Consider the following 14158-nt stretch of genomic DNA (forward strand, 5'->3'; position numbering starts at 1 on the left):
ATAGAAATTTGTGCTAATGTACTCTTACAAAAAGGCCGTGGCGATTGGACGTTTTGTCTCAGTTTTCAAATAAGCATCAGAACTGAAGATTGCACAGGAGCCAGACTATAATTTTAGAGATAAATTGAGGGACCATTATGGCCAGCATCAGCACCAATGAGAATGAACTGCCTTCCAGTCATATGACAGCTTCTGGAAGCAGTAATATGAAAGATCATCATTCCGACCATTCCTCTATTGCCCCCGGCGAAATTGCCATTGGCGTCGTCATCGGCAGAGCCTCGGAATATTTTGATTTCTTTGTCTATGCACTTGCCTCAGTGCTGGTTTTTCCCCAGGTTTTCTTTCCATTTGAACAAAGACTTGAAGGCACACTGTATGCCTTCGTAATTTTTTCATTTGCATTTTTGGCACGCCCCTTTGGTACCGTGGCCTTTATGGAAATCCAGAAGCGACTTGGACGTGAAGCCAAGCTCACCATTGCCCTGTTTTTGCTCGGCGTATCTACTGCTGGCATTGCTTTCCTACCAACTTACTCACATTTGGGCGCAACTTCCATCGTCTTGCTGTCCTTGTTGCGCATAGGGCAGGGGTTTGCACTGGGTGGCTCCTGGGATGGCTTGCCCTCTTTGCTGGCCCTGAACGCGCCCGAAAACAAGCGTGGCTGGTATGCAATGCTGGGGCAATTGGGTGCGCCGGTAGGCTTCATCATTGCGGCGGGCCTGTTTGCCTATATGCTTGCCAATCTGTCGACTGAAGACTTCCTGGAATGGGGCTGGCGTTATCCGTTTTATGTCGCATTTGCGATCAACGTCGTTGCCTTATTCGCCCGACTCCGTCTGGTTTCGACCAATGAATACAAGCATTTACTTGATGAACGGGAACTTGAGCCAACCAGTATTGTTGAAATGACCCGCTCACAGGGACGTAACCTGCTCATCGGTGCACTGGCAGCTTTGGCCAGCTACGCATTGTTCCATCTTGTTACCGTGTTCCCGTTGTCCTGGATCACGATTTATTCCAAACGTTCGCTGAGCGAGTTTTTGGAAGTTCAGATAGTCGGTGCGGTATTGATGATACTGGGTATTGTTATTTCTGGCCTGATTGCCGACCATATTGGCCGTCGCAAGATGCTGTTTGCGCTGGCATTGATGATTGCCGTGCTCAGTGGCTTCGTACCCGCGTTGATGGATGGTGGTGAGCTTGGACAGGATATTTTTATTTTGTTGGGCTTTGGCGTATTGGGATTGTCGTACGGACAAGCCTCTGGTGCCGTGACCTCTAATTTTTCTCCCAAATACCGTTATACCGGTGCTGCCTTGACATCTGATCTGGCATGGCTGGTAGGGGCGGGCTTTGCACCACTGGTGGCGCTGGGGCTGTCATCCCATTTCGGGCTGGAGTATGTCAGTCTCTACCTGCTGTCGGGCGCAGCATGTTCGGTAGCGGCGCTGAGCTTGAATCGTGCCCTGGAGATCAGGAACTAATTGATGACTGAGCGCACCGCAGTGTGCGCTCAGCGCCAGCCAAACATCATCTGTTCTGCCAGCGCGCGTTTTGCTGGCTTCACCATATCCAGTGCGCCCAGCCCCAGGCCCAGCAAGGTCTGGCTGAATGAGCCATCAGGGCTGCTGGCAAATACGCGGGCCATGCTGTCGGTGATGCGTATGGTCAGCTTTCTGTCGGCCTGGCGTTCGGCCAGATAGGCTTGCAAGGCGGCCGCAGGATCGGTGCTGGCGACGTTATGCAAGTGTCGGGTCAGTGCGCGTGCCAATACCATGCTGTCACGCAAGCCCAGGTTCAAGCCTTGTCCGGCAACCGGGTGCAGGGTTTGTGCGGCATTGCCGATGGCGACTGTGCGTGCCGTTGCATGTGCCTGGGCGTTCAGGCCCAGCGGATAAGACAAGCGCGCTGATGTTTTGATGAAGTTGCCAAGGCGATGACCAAAGGCGGTTTGCAGGGCTTGTTTGAAACCCTGCTCATCCAGTGCCAGCAAATGCTCTGCCTGCTCAGGGCGTACACACCAGACCAGGGCATAGCCATCTTCTTGCGGCAACAGGGCCAGCGGGCCTTGTTCGGTGAAGCGTTCAAAGGCGCGCCCGGCTATCTGGGCATCGGTATTGACATGGGCAATGATGGCGGTTTGCTGGTAATCATGGCGCAGGCTGCGCTGTTCCTGATCGCCAAAAGTACCACCTTCTGCCTGTATGACGATGCTGGCGCTGACATGGTTGATTTCTCCTGTGTCTGCATGGCTTAGTGTCAGGCGCACATGGTCTGCAGCTTCTTCGATATTGCTGACACTGACCGGTCGCTGTATGCGTATGCTGCTATTGCTGAGATTCCTGATAGCTGCTTGCAGTGGCCGTATGATGTCGCCATAGCGGGCGACATAACCCAGGTCAGGCACCGCATAGTCTGCCGCCCGCATCAGGCTGCGTCCAAAGTGGCCACGACGTGAAACATGGATTTCCTGTATGGCTGTGGCCTTGATCGGCCATGCGCCAGCCGCCTGCAGGATTTGCCTGCTGCCATAGGAGATGGCGATGGAGCGCGCATCCTGTTCTGCCTGCTCTGCAGTCTTGGCATCGTATAGCGCAATGCGCTCAGCCGCGTAACCCTGCTGTTGCAGCAATAAAGCCAGTACCTGTCCTACCGGGCCTGCACCACATATCGCGATATCAACATCATTGATAGTATGAGTCATTTGTCGAGCCTTACGCTTTCGCCATTTCTGCTTCTATCTCTGCCGCGGTTTTTGGTGTGTCGCGGCTGAGGTTGACATGGCCATCTGCCGTGATCAGAATATCGTCTTCAATGCGTATGCCGATATTCCAGTATTCTTGCGGCACGCCTTCGGCAGGGCGTACATAAATGCCGGGTTCTATGGTGATGACCATGCCAGGTTGTAACTGGCGGTAAGCCCTTGTATCTCCGGTTTTTTCGGCTGCTCGGTAGTCACCAACATCATGTACATCCAGACCCAGCCAGTGACCTGTACCATGCATATAGAACTGGCGGAAGGCGGCGCTGGCTATCGCATCATCAAGACTGCCGACCTTGTTTTTATCCAGTAAACCCGTGTCCAGCATGCCCTGGGTCAGTACGCGTACTGCTGCGTTGTGGCCATTCATATATACAGAACCTGGTCGTGCACATTCCAGTGCTGCCTGTTGCGATGCCAGCACGATTTCATACAGACGTTTTTGCGCAGGACTGAACTTGCCGTTCGCAGGGAAGGTGCGGGTGATGTCGGATGCATAGCTATCGAATTCACAACCAGCATCAATCAAGACCAGATCACCATCTTTGATCTGTGCCTGATTGCTTTGATAATGCAGGATACAGGCATTGGCACCCGTGGCGACGATGGAACCATATGCCGGTGCCTGCGCGCCATTGCGGCGGAATTCATACAGCAGCTCCGCTTCCAGTTCATATTCAAATTTGCCAGGCCTGGTACTGCGCATGGCACGCGCATGGGCAGCACCAGAAATGCTGGCGGCACGCTGCATCAGGGCGATTTCTATCGCATCCTTGAACAGGCGCATTTCATCGATGAGTTCGCGCACATCCACCGTAATGGACGGGGCCTTGATACCGCTGCGGCCCTTGTCGCGCAAGGCTTGCAAACTTTGTTGTACCTGGCTGTCGATATGTGGTTCTTGTGCTGCGCTGTAAAATAGTGTTCGTACATCACTGAGCAATTCAGGCAGTTTTTCTGCCAGGCTGGCGATGGGGTAAGCCGCATCGAAGCCAAATTCTTTGGCCGCTGCCTCTGGCCCAAAACGAAAGCCATCCCAGATTTCACGTTCGGGATTTTTTTCGCGGCAAAACAGAATCGACTCTTGTTTGTCTGTAGTAGAGACCAGCACGACCACCGCTTCCGGTTCGGTGAATCCAGACAAGTAATAAAAATGGCTGTCGTGACGGAAAGGAAAATGATTATCGCTATTGCGTATCCATTCGCGCGCAGTTGGTATTACTGCCACACCACCACCTTGCGCCTGCATTTGTACCATCAGTTGTTGGCGACGTGCAGAATATGCAGAATAGTTAGTGGTGTTGATGCTCATGCTTATCCTTTGAAATTCAATGGCGCGTTCAGCGCTTCCAGTTGATCCGGTGTGCCCAGATTATGCCATTCACCGCGGTACAGTTCACCGCCTATGCGGCCTGCATCTATGTATTCGCGCAGCAAAGGGCCTAGCTTGGCATGGTCACCCGGGCGTATTGAGGCAAACATTTCCGGGCGATACACGCCGATATTGCCAAAGGTGAGTCTTGGCGTGCCTTCATTCGATAAGCCCATCAGTGTCAGGGCAAAGTCACCAGTCGGGTGGAAGCTGGGATTTTTCACCATATACAACCAGGCAATATCGCGTTTGTCTGACGGATGCGGATTACCCCAGGGGTCATTTTCTTCCAGGGTATTCAGACATTCAGAAAAATTGAAGTGGGGGATGTAGATATCACCGGATACTACGATAAAAGGATCATCGCCCAGCAAGTGCAGGGCCTTGGCAATACCGCCTGCTGTTTCCAGTGCCTGTTCTTCAGCTGAGTATTGTATCTTTGCGCCAAAGCGCGAACCGTCACCGAGAGTATCTTCTATCATATGGCCGAGGTGGGCATGATTGACGACCATGTCGGTGATGCCAGCCTTGACCAGGTTCAGAATATGCCAGACGATCAGTGGCCTGCCACGCACCTTCAACAAAGGCTTGGGGCAGGCATCGGTCAATGGGCGCATACGTTCGCCGCGCCCGGCGGCAAGTAACATGGCTTTCATAATGCAGCCTTAGAAGGTGTAGCCAACTTGCGGCGCATTGTCTTGCAACTCGTCCAGCAGGCGTAACAGCGGGATCAGTTCCTTGTAGCGATTCGAAGTCTTGCGTACATATTCCATAACAGTAGGGATGTCGGCTATGTAATGGTGCTTGCCATCTCGATGCGACAGGCGGGCGAAGATGCCGAGGATTTTCAGATGACGCTGCAAGCCCATCCATTCAAAATCTCGGTAGAAGCTGTCGATGTCCGGTGCTACCGGCAATCCCGCACGCCTGGCTTTTTCCCAGTAACGTATGGCCCAGTCGAGCACGATTTCCTCGTCCCACTGTACATAGGCGTCACGCAGCAGCGATACCAGATCATAGGTGATGGGGCCATATACGGCGTCCTGGAAATCGATAATGCCGGGATTGCCTTTGTCCATCCACATCAGGTTGCGTGAATGATAGTCGCGGTGTACGTACACTTGCGGCTGCGCCAGTGCGCTGGCCAGCAAGTGATCAAATACTTTATCCAGTGTGGCAGTTTGCGCATCAGTCAGAGTGACACCCAGGTGCTTGCCTACATACCATTCCTTGAAAATATTCAATTCACGCAGCAGGAAAGGCCGGTCATATTCAGGCAGGACATCAGCCTGGCTTTGCGCCTGGAACAGGATCAGGCTGTCTATCGCATCCAAATACAGCTTATGCGCATTGTCGCTGTTCAAGATCTGGCCATAGGTATGCATGCCCATGTCGGTGACCAGCATGAAGCCTTGCTCAAGATCGTGTGCCAGTACTTCTGGTACAGTCAGGTTGATACTTTTCAAGAGCTTTGCCATCTTGATAAAGGCTGCGTTATTCTCTGTCGCGGGCGGTGCATCAACAGCGATCAGGCTGTGACCATCTTCGGTGTCAATTCTATAATACTGACGAAAACTAGCATCTGCGGATGCCGCACGCATGCTATCCAGCTTTATGGCATGTCTGTTTACGCTGGCAAGCCAGGTTTGCAGCGCTTGCTTGCGTTGTTCTTTTTCTGGGGAGATCGCTGCAGATGCTGCAGAATTCCCTGGGATTGCTGTAGAAGACATGTATAAATAGTAATGAAAGTTAGTTTGTCTGCATACTTCAAGTGGTTTTGCCAGCATTTAACCTATAATAGGCGACTGATTTCTGGCACATTGTCTGTATGACATCGTCCAGCATTGTTGGCAAAACGCTTATTGACCACTGAATTCATGCGCAGGAAACCCGTATTATCTCACTCACCGCTGTTGTTTCCTACTATCCCGGCAATTCTGGTGTCGGTTTTGGTGCCTGCCTACTTTTCTCAGGCGATGGCTCAGAACGTCATTACATCCAAGCCGGATGAAGTTCAGGCACCAACACAGCTGGCAACCCCTATCCAGTCACCACTGCAAACTCAGCCCGACGACAAGTCGTCCAAAGAGTCTTTGCCCAGCCAGAAGCAATTGGAAAAGCTGAGCGAAAAACAAAAGCAGGATGACAAAAACGCCCCCGTGACTGTCCGTGCCGGTAATTTCTCCGGGATGCCAGAGCGCTATATCAAGTTTGAACATGATGTCGAAGTCGTCAAGGGAGGTACCCGCATCAATGCAGATGAGGCGATGTATCGTAACCTTGAAGACGAAGTTGAAGCCAGTGGCAAAGTACGCATGACACGCTATGGTGATTGTTATAAGGGTGATGCCTTGCGCATGCAACTTGATGCCAGCTCCGGTTATGTTGCCAATCCCATCTATAAACTCTTGCGTAATAATGCCCAGGGACATGCTGCGCGCATCGATTTTCAGGATGAAGAGCGCTCCCTGATTACGCGCGGTACCTATAGCACTTGCGAAGGCCTGGACCCTGACTGGTATCTGCAATCAGATACCCTGAGCCTTGATACGGGCCTCGACAAGGGCGTGGCTGGCAAGTCGGTGTTATATTTTAAGGGTGTACCCATCCTGGCAACACCCTCATTGACTTTCCCGCTGTCGGGTGCACGTCATTCTGGTTTGCTGCCGCCCATACTGGGAGCATCATCCAAGGGCGGCCCTGAAATGACGCTGCCTTATTATTTTAATATTGCACCTAACCGTGATTTGACGCTCTACCCAAAAATGATAGCCAGGCGCGGCCTGCAACTCGGAGTGGAGGGGCGTTATCTGGGTGAAACCTATGCCGGTGAAACCAGTGTCGAAGGTTTGCTTAATGACCGCGTGACTGGTACTAACCGTTATGCTGTGGCGTCCATACACCAACAAAAATTATTGCCGCAACTGGAGTTGTCCTGGAATATCAACTCAGCCTCGGATGATGATTATCCTACCGACTTTTCGCGCACCATTACCAAAACAGCACAGCGCTTGTTATTGCGTGAAGCTAACCTGACCTATTACGGTTCTTTCTGGAATCTGTCACTCAGGACCTCGAATTACCAAGTTTTGCAGGATCTGGCGGCGCCGATAGCGCGCCCTTATGACAGGTTGCCGCAATTGCAATTGCATGCCGAGCAGCATGATGTCGCAGGGCTGGACTGGTCCATGGACAGCATATTGACGCGCTTCTGGCACCCAACCATGGTGCGTGGTGACAGGGCGGTGTTCAATCCCCAGATTTCTCTGCCTCTGGTGCAGGCTGGTGGTTTTATCATCCCGAAAATCTCTTTCCATGCGACCAACTACCATCTGGTGAACCCGGAGCCAGGCAAGGAATCTGATTTCCATCGCGTGGTACCAACGTTCTCGGTAGATAGTGGCCTGGTGTTTGAGCGCAAGACCGAGATGTTTGGCAAGGAGTTGACACAGACGCTGGAACCGCGCCTGTTCTATGTCAATACGCCTTACCGCGATCAGTCGCGCATGCCTAACTTTGACAGCGCGGTCGCCGACTTTAATTTCGCCCAGATTTTTAGTGAAAACCGTTTTACCGGCCAGGACAGGATAGGTGACTCCAACCAGATTACTGCTGCCCTGATTTCCCGTTTTATCGAAGGCAATGGTGATGAAAGCCTGAAACTGGCGATCGGCCAGCGTTTCTATTTCAATACGCAAAAAGTCACGCTCGATAATACTGTGAGCCCCAGTCGTTCAGATTTATTGCTGGCGGCAACTGGCAAACTGTCATCGACGCTGAGCGGTGAAATGGCTTTGCAACTGAGCCAGACAGACAGGCAGTCAGTACGTGCCAACTACGGCGTGCACTGGCAGCCTTCACCGAAAAAAGTCTTGAACCTCGAATACCGTTATCAGCGCAATAGCCTGGAGCAGGTCGATGTGTCAGCCCAATGGCCGGTGGCAGACCGCTGGTACATGGTAGGCAGGAGCAATTACTCCATGATGGATAAAAAGATGGTGGATGGCTTGCTGGGCTTTGAATACAAGGCTGATTGCTGGTCATTGCGATTCCTGGCACAAAGGTTTGCTACCAATAGCGTTAACAATACCTCCGGCTTTTCCATACAATTGGAGTTGAATGGCCTGGCCAGGTTGGGTTTTGGTACCAACCCGATTGATGCTTTGAAAAAGAATATTTCAGGCTACCAGTCTGGCAGTGAGCGCTAGCTTGTTGCTGTAGATAAATAATTTGCTGTACTAACAATACACATGCTGTATATGCTCTGCTCGGCAGTTTATGAAACCGGAGCGAACGTGTATATTGCAACTTTTGCCCGCTTTGATGCTCTTACGGGAATGGCTTAACAGGATTTTGGACCAATATGCGACCTTTATTGCAAATGAAACAAAGTAACTTATTCACAGTACTGGCAGTGTCTGCTGGCTTGCTTATCAGCTCGACAGCATGGTCGCAAGTCAAACTCAGCCCTATTGCCGTTCCCAAGACGCAAAACAGCAAGGCGCAAAAGGTCAACAGCATTGTTGTCGTGGTCAATGATGAAGTGATTACCCGGCAGGAACTGGATGCCCGCATGCTGGAAATAGAGACGCAGCTCAAAAAGCAGGGCACGCCCTTGCCAGACCGTGCTGTGTTGCAAAAGCAATTGCTGGAACGCATGATCACTGACCGTGCCCAAATGCAACTGGCCAAAGAAAACGGCATGCGTGTAGATGATGTCATGCTGGACCGTACCATGTTACGCCTGGCCGAACAAAACAAGATGACTTTGCCTGAGTTCCGTAACCAGATCGAGCGCGAAGGCACACCTTATGCGAAATTCCGTGAACAGATCCGCGACGATATCCTCATGCAGCGCATACGTGAGCGAGAAGTGGATAGCAAGATACAAGTATCTGAAACCGAGATTGATAACTACCTGGCAGCCGAAGCCAACAACAAGGCAGCCGCCAAGCAAGAATTGAATCTGGCTCACATCCTGATCAGCATTCCTGAAAAAGCCTCAGCTGAACAAATCGCAGCTCGCCGTGCACGCGCTGACGAAGTCTTGAAAAAATTGCGTGAAGGCGCAGACTTTGGCAAGACCGCTGTTACCTACTCGGATAGCTCAGAAGCCTTGAAGGGCGGCGACATAGGCTGGCGTGAACAAGACCGTTTGCCGCAATTGTTTGTCGATGCCATCAGCAAGGTCAAGGTCGGTGAATTCTCTGATATCGTACGTAGCCCGAATGGTTTCCATATTGTCAAAGTGAATGGCAAGCGTGCCGTCAATGACACCAAGGCTGCCGCTGCCGAGCAGCAAAGTCATGTGCGCCACATCCTCATCAAGGTCAGCCAGATTGTGACTGCAGATGAGGCCCGCAAGAAATTGCAGGAATTCAAGCGCAAGATAGAAGCCAAGGAAGCCACTTTTGAAGACCTGGCCAAGACCCACTCTGCAGATGGTTCTGCCTCCAAAGGCGGCGACCTGGGCTGGTTGTACCCGGGTTCTACTTTGCCTGAGTTTGAGCAAGCTATGGACAAGCTGGCGATCAATGAGCTTAGCGAGCCAGTGACCACGCAATTTGGTGTGCATCTGATCCAGGTGACAGAGCGCAAGGCTGATGAATTATCGAAAGACAGGCAACGTATTGCTGCCCGCCAGGCTGTGCGCGAGCGCAAGTCAGATGAAGCGCTACAAGACTGGCTGCGTGAAATCCGTGACCGTGCCTATGTCGATTTCCGCCTGGAAGAAAAATAATGCCACAGCCCAGTTTGCCGGTCATCGCGGTAACCGTAGGCGAACCGGCTGGCATAGGGCCTGAAATTGCGATACTGGCTGCCTGGCAGTTAAGGCATGAAGTCAGGTCAGTATTGATAGGTGACGCTGCCTATTTGTCCATGCTGGCAGCCGAACTTGATCCTGCCATCAGCATGATGGGCGTATCTCTGCAAGCTTTGCGGCATCAGGGCTTGCCTGCCTCTGGCAATGAGCGCCTGACCGTCATCGATTGTCCCCTGAATACTTTTGTGATTGCCGGGAAGTTGGACCCGCGCAATGGCCGGTCCGTCTTGCATACTCTGGATGTGTCTATCGAAAGCGTGCAACGCAAATGGTGTGAAGCCATAGTCACTGCCCCTTTGCAAAAAAGTACGATCAATGATGCCGGTGTTGCTTTCAGTGGTCATACCGAATATTTTGCCGAGAAAACCTTTACTGGCCGCGTCGTCATGATGCTCGCCAGTGAAGCCAATGATCATCTGCCGCAAGCCTTGCGGGTGGCATTGGCAACTACTCATCTGCCACTCAGCAAAGTCGCTGCAGCGATACAGTTTGATGATTTGTGGAAAACCCTGGAAATCATCCATGCCGATTTACGCAGCAAATTCGGCATAGAAAATCCACGCATCCTGGTGGCTGGACTGAACCCGCATGCGGGTGAAAACGGTTACCTGGGCACGGAAGAAATTGAAGTCATCACGCCGGTCATCAAAAAAGCGCAAGAAGCTGGCATGCAGGTCAGCGGCCCTTATCCAGCGGATACCCTGTTCCAGCAAAAATACCTGGAGCAGGCTGATTGTGTATTGGCGATGTACCATGACCAGGGCTTACCGGTGCTCAAGCATGCGAGTTTTGGCCTGGGTGTGAATATCACTCTCGGCCTGCCGTTGATACGCACGTCGGTTGATCACGGCACCGCCCTCGATCTGGCGGCCAAGGGCACAGGTTACGCTGATATCAGCAGCATGCTGGTGGCGATACGTGTTGCGGCCAGCATGCTCAACAAGCAAGACAAGTAAATAAGCAAAAATAAGCAGAAATAAGCAAGAAAAATATGAAACATATCCCTCGTAAACGTTTTGGCCAGAATTTCCTGACCGATGAATTGGTCTTGAGTAATATCACGCGTGTCATCAACCCGCGTCCTGGACAAACCATGGTCGAGATAGGCCCTGGACTGGCTGCCATGACGCGTCAGTTGCTCGATGGTTTGACGCAATTGCATGTGGTCGAGCTGGACAGGGACCTGGTGGCTCGCCTGAAGAAAAACTTTTCGCCAGAAAAACTCGTCATCCACGAGGGTGATGCCCTACAATTTGATTTTGCCTCCATCCCTGTGCCTGAAGGCCAGAAGCTGCGCGTGGTGGGCAATCTGCCATATAACATCTCCAGCCCTTTGCTGTTTCACCTGGCCGAGATAGCGCCGCTGGTAGAAGACCAGCATTTCATGCTGCAAAAAGAAGTGGTCGAGCGCATGGTTGCAGGCCCAGGCAGCAAAACTTATGGTCGCCTGTCGGTCATGCTGCAGGTACGCTACCACATGGAATTGATGTTCATCGTACCGCCCGAGGCATTTGACCCTCCGCCCAGAGTAGAGTCAGCTATCGTGCGCATGATACCCAAGCCGGGTGCTTTGCCTTGCGATATCAGGAAGCTGGAAGAGGTCGTCACCAAGGCATTTTCACAAAGACGCAAGGTAGTGCGCAATTGCGTGGCCGGTTTGTTGACCGAGGCAGACTTGCTGGCGTGTGGAATTGACCCGCAATTACGTCCTGAGACTATCGCAGTCGACGCTTATGTTGCCCTGGCTAATCTGCTGAGCGCACGCCAGGCCTGATCCTGCTTGAGGTGTAGCAGAGTGGAGACTTACAGAAGCCCGCTTTTACGCCAGGCTTTTCTGCGGTCTATCAGGATTTTCAATTGTTTTTGGGATTTGCTGACTGAATAATGCATGGACTGTAGCAGCGTTGCGGGATTGAAGGGTTTGACAATAAAGCCATTTGCCCCTGCCTTGATCGCCTTGACCACAGTCTCTTTATTATTACTGCCGGTGACCATCAGCACGACGGTATCAGGCGAAATTTTCTTGATATGTTCGAGAATTTCCAGGCCGCTGATGTCCGGCATCATGACGTCCAGGCACACTACTTCAGGGATGGTTTTCTCCAGCCAGTCCAGCGCGGCCACGCCGCTGGACGCTTCACCAATGACATTGAATGCCTCGCTATTGAGGATATGGCGCAGCATGGAACGACTGATGTCATTGTCGTCCACAATAAAGATGCCTATGTCTTGTCTGTCTAACATGTTCATCCGTTTCCTCTGCAAATTTACATTGCATTAATTTTTGTTTACGATAAATCCAGTTTTGGATTTTGTCTGCAAAAATTTAAATGAGTGCTAATTTTAGCAATAATAAGCTTGCAGCATGCATAATTGTCTGGCCTATAATCTGAGACATGAGGATGACGAATTACTTGAAAGACTGACAAAACATGAATATAACTCACACGCCGGAATGGCAAGCCCTGCTGGCACACCAACAAAGGCTGGAGCAACAACATCTGCGTGAATTGTTTGCCGCCGACAGTGACAGGTTCAGGCATTTTTCGGTCGAGCTTGATGGCTTGCTGGTCGATTATTCCAAACAGCGTATAGATCAGGCAACTCTGGATAGCCTCATTGCCCTGGCGCGCCTGTCCAAAGTAGAAGGCTGGCGTGACCGCATGTTCGCTGGTGAAAAAATCAATATCAGTGAAGACCGCGCAGTCTTGCATACAGCTTTGCGGCATACTGACTTTACGCCTTTCCCGAATGAGGCTGACGATGTCATGCCCAAGGTCAGAGCAGTGCGCAAGCAAATGCGCGACATCGTCGAACGGGTACGCAGTGGCTTGTGGCGCGGCTTCAAGGGAGATGCGATACAGACGGTGGTGAACATAGGCATAGGCGGTTCAGACCTGGGGCCCAAGCTGGCGACGCGTGCCTTGTCGGCCTTCCAGCATCCCGGGCTGACGTTTTATTACGTCTCAAATCTGGACAGTGCCCATCTCGCACCTTTGCTAGAAAAACTGGACCCACGCACGACCTTGTTCATCGTGGCTTCCAAAACCTTCACTACGCAAGAAACCAGCATCAATGCCCAGACTGCCCGCACCTGGCTGATGGCAGCAGCCATGGAAGAGTGGGCCGTCAGCAAGCACTTCATTGCCGTTACTTCCAGCCCGGGCAAGGCGCATGAATTTGGCATACCAGATGCAAATATCCTGGAAATCTGGGATTGGGTGGGCGGTCGTTACTCCTTGTGGTCAGCTGTCGGACTGTCCGTTGCATTGGCGATAGGCATGAATGGTTTTGAGCGTCTGCTGGCAGGTGCAGAAACCATGGACAAGCATTTCTGTAACGCGCCACTTGAAAAGAATTTACCTGTCTTGCTGGCCCTGATCTCGATCTGGAACACCAATTTCCTTGGAGCAGAGACTACGGCCATCCTGCCGTATAACGAATCGATACGTCATTTACCCGCCTTCTTGCAGCAACTGGAGATGGAATCCAATGGCAAGACCGTCAGCCGCGATGGTGAGGCCCTGACTTGCCGCGCCAACCCCATTGTCTGGGGAGAGATAGGTGTGAATGGCCAGCATGCCTTCTTCCAGCTCCTGCATCAGGGCGGCTGGTTGATACCCTGTGATTTTGTGGTGGCGGCATCCAGTGACTATCCTTTGCCTGGCCACCAGGCACCCTTGCTGGCAAATTGCCTGGCGCAGAGCGCTGCGCTGGCCTTTGGCAAGACCGAGGCGCAGGCGCGTGAAGAGTTGTCACAAGCCGGGCTCAGTGACGCCAATATTGCCAAGCTCTTGCCGCACAAGGTGTTTGCCGGTAACCAGCCATCCACCACCATACTCATGCCTAGCCTGGACCCTTTCCAACTAGGTATGTTGCTGGCACTGTATGAGCACAAGGTCTTTGTCCAGGGCGTGATCTGGGGCATTAATTCCTTTGATCAATGGGGCGTGGAGCTGGGTAAGCAACTGGCTAACCGTCTCTTGCCAGCGATTTTAGGTAACCAGGACTATGACGCGCATCTGGATACGTCCACCAGCGGTTTGATTGCTTACTTCCGCAGGCATGGGCATGTCTGAAAACCTGTTCCCGATCTGAAGCACGAGCGTGATCAGGGCGCATGTGCTGCTCAAAATGCTCATGTACTAGCGTATATTCCGCTTTTTGCGCTTCACTTCACTCCGCTGACGCACGCTCG

The 14158-nt window shown here is 52.0% G+C and carries 11 protein-coding genes; 6 read left to right on the forward strand and 5 right to left on the reverse strand.

Translation table 11 applies throughout. The features are described 5' to 3' along the window. The first annotated feature begins 137 nt into the window (after positions 1 to 137). Entirely contained in the window at positions 138 to 1487 is a 1350-nt protein-coding gene (locus tag ACO0LG_RS13585) for an MFS transporter (protein ID WP_423027123.1), read from the forward strand. 29 nt (positions 1488 to 1516) lie between these two features. Here ACO0LG_RS13585 and ACO0LG_RS13590 read toward each other — a convergent pair whose 3' ends face one another. From ACO0LG_RS13590 to ACO0LG_RS13605, 4 genes are read right to left on the reverse strand one after another with little or no spacing between them, the layout of a single operon-like run. Further along, the gene (locus ACO0LG_RS13590) at positions 1517 to 2707 is read right to left on the reverse strand and encodes an FAD-dependent monooxygenase (protein WP_423027125.1); all 1191 of its coding nucleotides are present in this window, start codon (positions 2705 to 2707) and stop codon (positions 1517 to 1519) included. A gap of 10 nt (positions 2708 to 2717) precedes the next feature. Further along, complete coding sequence (gene pepP / locus ACO0LG_RS13595; protein WP_423027127.1) at positions 2718 to 4076, reverse strand: Xaa-Pro aminopeptidase; 1359 nt, start codon at positions 4074 to 4076, stop codon at positions 2718 to 2720. A 2-nt stretch (positions 4077 to 4078) separates the two neighbouring features. Beyond that, entirely contained in the window at positions 4079 to 4792 is a 714-nt protein-coding gene (gene murU, locus ACO0LG_RS13600) for an N-acetylmuramate alpha-1-phosphate uridylyltransferase MurU (protein WP_423027129.1), read from the reverse strand. A 9-nt stretch (positions 4793 to 4801) separates the two neighbouring features. Next, complete coding sequence (locus tag ACO0LG_RS13605) at positions 4802 to 5866, reverse strand: aminoglycoside phosphotransferase family protein (RefSeq protein ID WP_423027131.1); 1065 nt, start codon at positions 5864 to 5866, stop codon at positions 4802 to 4804. A 147-nt stretch (positions 5867 to 6013) separates the two neighbouring features. Here ACO0LG_RS13605 and ACO0LG_RS13610 point away from each other — a divergent pair, with 147 nt between their 5' ends. The 4 genes from ACO0LG_RS13610 (at position 6014) to rsmA (ending at position 11734) form a co-directional block, all read left to right on the forward strand. Next, complete coding sequence (locus tag ACO0LG_RS13610; protein ID WP_423027133.1) at positions 6014 to 8344, forward strand: LPS-assembly protein LptD; 2331 nt, start codon at positions 6014 to 6016, stop codon at positions 8342 to 8344. Positions 8345 to 8517: 173 nt separating this feature from the next. Then, positions 8518 to 9876: a peptidylprolyl isomerase gene (locus ACO0LG_RS13615; protein WP_423027135.1), complete on the forward strand. Its 1359-nt coding sequence runs from the start codon at positions 8518 to 8520 to the stop codon at positions 9874 to 9876. Beyond that, a complete protein-coding gene (gene pdxA / locus ACO0LG_RS13620; RefSeq protein WP_423027137.1) occupies positions 9876 to 10916 on the forward strand; it encodes a 4-hydroxythreonine-4-phosphate dehydrogenase PdxA in 1041 nt (346 codons plus the stop codon). The genes ACO0LG_RS13615 and pdxA overlap by 1 nt, the downstream gene beginning before the upstream one ends. A 35-nt stretch (positions 10917 to 10951) precedes the next feature. Next, a complete protein-coding gene (gene rsmA, locus ACO0LG_RS13625) occupies positions 10952 to 11734 on the forward strand; it encodes a 16S rRNA (adenine(1518)-N(6)/adenine(1519)-N(6))-dimethyltransferase RsmA (protein WP_423027139.1) in 783 nt (260 codons plus the stop codon). Positions 11735 to 11763: 29 nt separating this feature from the next. Here rsmA and ACO0LG_RS13630 read toward each other — a convergent pair whose 3' ends face one another. Beyond that, on the reverse strand, positions 11764 to 12204 hold the full coding sequence (locus ACO0LG_RS13630; RefSeq protein WP_423027141.1) for a response regulator: 441 nt from the start codon (positions 12202 to 12204) through the stop codon (positions 11764 to 11766). Between the two features lie 188 nt (positions 12205 to 12392). Here ACO0LG_RS13630 and pgi point away from each other — a divergent pair, with 188 nt between their 5' ends. After that, positions 12393 to 14039 (forward strand): glucose-6-phosphate isomerase, encoded by a 1647-nt coding sequence (gene pgi / locus ACO0LG_RS13635; protein ID WP_423027143.1) that lies wholly within the window; start codon positions 12393 to 12395, stop codon positions 14037 to 14039. Positions 14040 to 14158: the final 119 nt, after the last annotated feature.

Origin of the sequence: Undibacterium sp. Ji42W (assembly GCF_049340405.1) — a bacterium.
Taxonomy (GTDB): domain Bacteria; phylum Pseudomonadota; class Gammaproteobacteria; order Burkholderiales; family Burkholderiaceae_D; genus Undibacterium.

Excerpts from the sequence above, each read along its gene's own strand:
- ACO0LG_RS13585 (WP_423027123.1), top strand. The coding sequence starts at position 138 with ATGGCCAGCATCAGCACCAATGAGAATGAACTGCCTTCCAGTCATATG.
- ACO0LG_RS13590 (WP_423027125.1), bottom strand. The coding sequence starts at position 2,707 with ATGACTCATACTATCAATGATGTTGATATCGCGATATGTGGTGCAGGC.
- pepP (WP_423027127.1), bottom strand. The coding sequence starts at position 4,076 with ATGAGCATCAACACCACTAACTATTCTGCATATTCTGCACGTCGCCAA.
- murU (WP_423027129.1), bottom strand. The coding sequence starts at position 4,792 with ATGAAAGCCATGTTACTTGCCGCCGGGCGCGGCGAACGTATGCGCCCA.
- ACO0LG_RS13605 (WP_423027131.1), bottom strand. The coding sequence starts at position 5,866 with ATGTCTTCTACAGCAATCCCAGGGAATTCTGCAGCATCTGCAGCGATC.
- ACO0LG_RS13610 (WP_423027133.1), top strand. The coding sequence starts at position 6,014 with ATGCGCAGGAAACCCGTATTATCTCACTCACCGCTGTTGTTTCCTACT.
- ACO0LG_RS13615 (WP_423027135.1), top strand. The coding sequence starts at position 8,518 with ATGAAACAAAGTAACTTATTCACAGTACTGGCAGTGTCTGCTGGCTTG.
- pdxA (WP_423027137.1), top strand. The coding sequence starts at position 9,876 with ATGCCACAGCCCAGTTTGCCGGTCATCGCGGTAACCGTAGGCGAACCG.
- rsmA (WP_423027139.1), top strand. The coding sequence starts at position 10,952 with ATGAAACATATCCCTCGTAAACGTTTTGGCCAGAATTTCCTGACCGAT.
- ACO0LG_RS13630 (WP_423027141.1), bottom strand. The coding sequence starts at position 12,204 with ATGTTAGACAGACAAGACATAGGCATCTTTATTGTGGACGACAATGAC.
- pgi (WP_423027143.1), top strand. The coding sequence starts at position 12,393 with ATGAATATAACTCACACGCCGGAATGGCAAGCCCTGCTGGCACACCAA.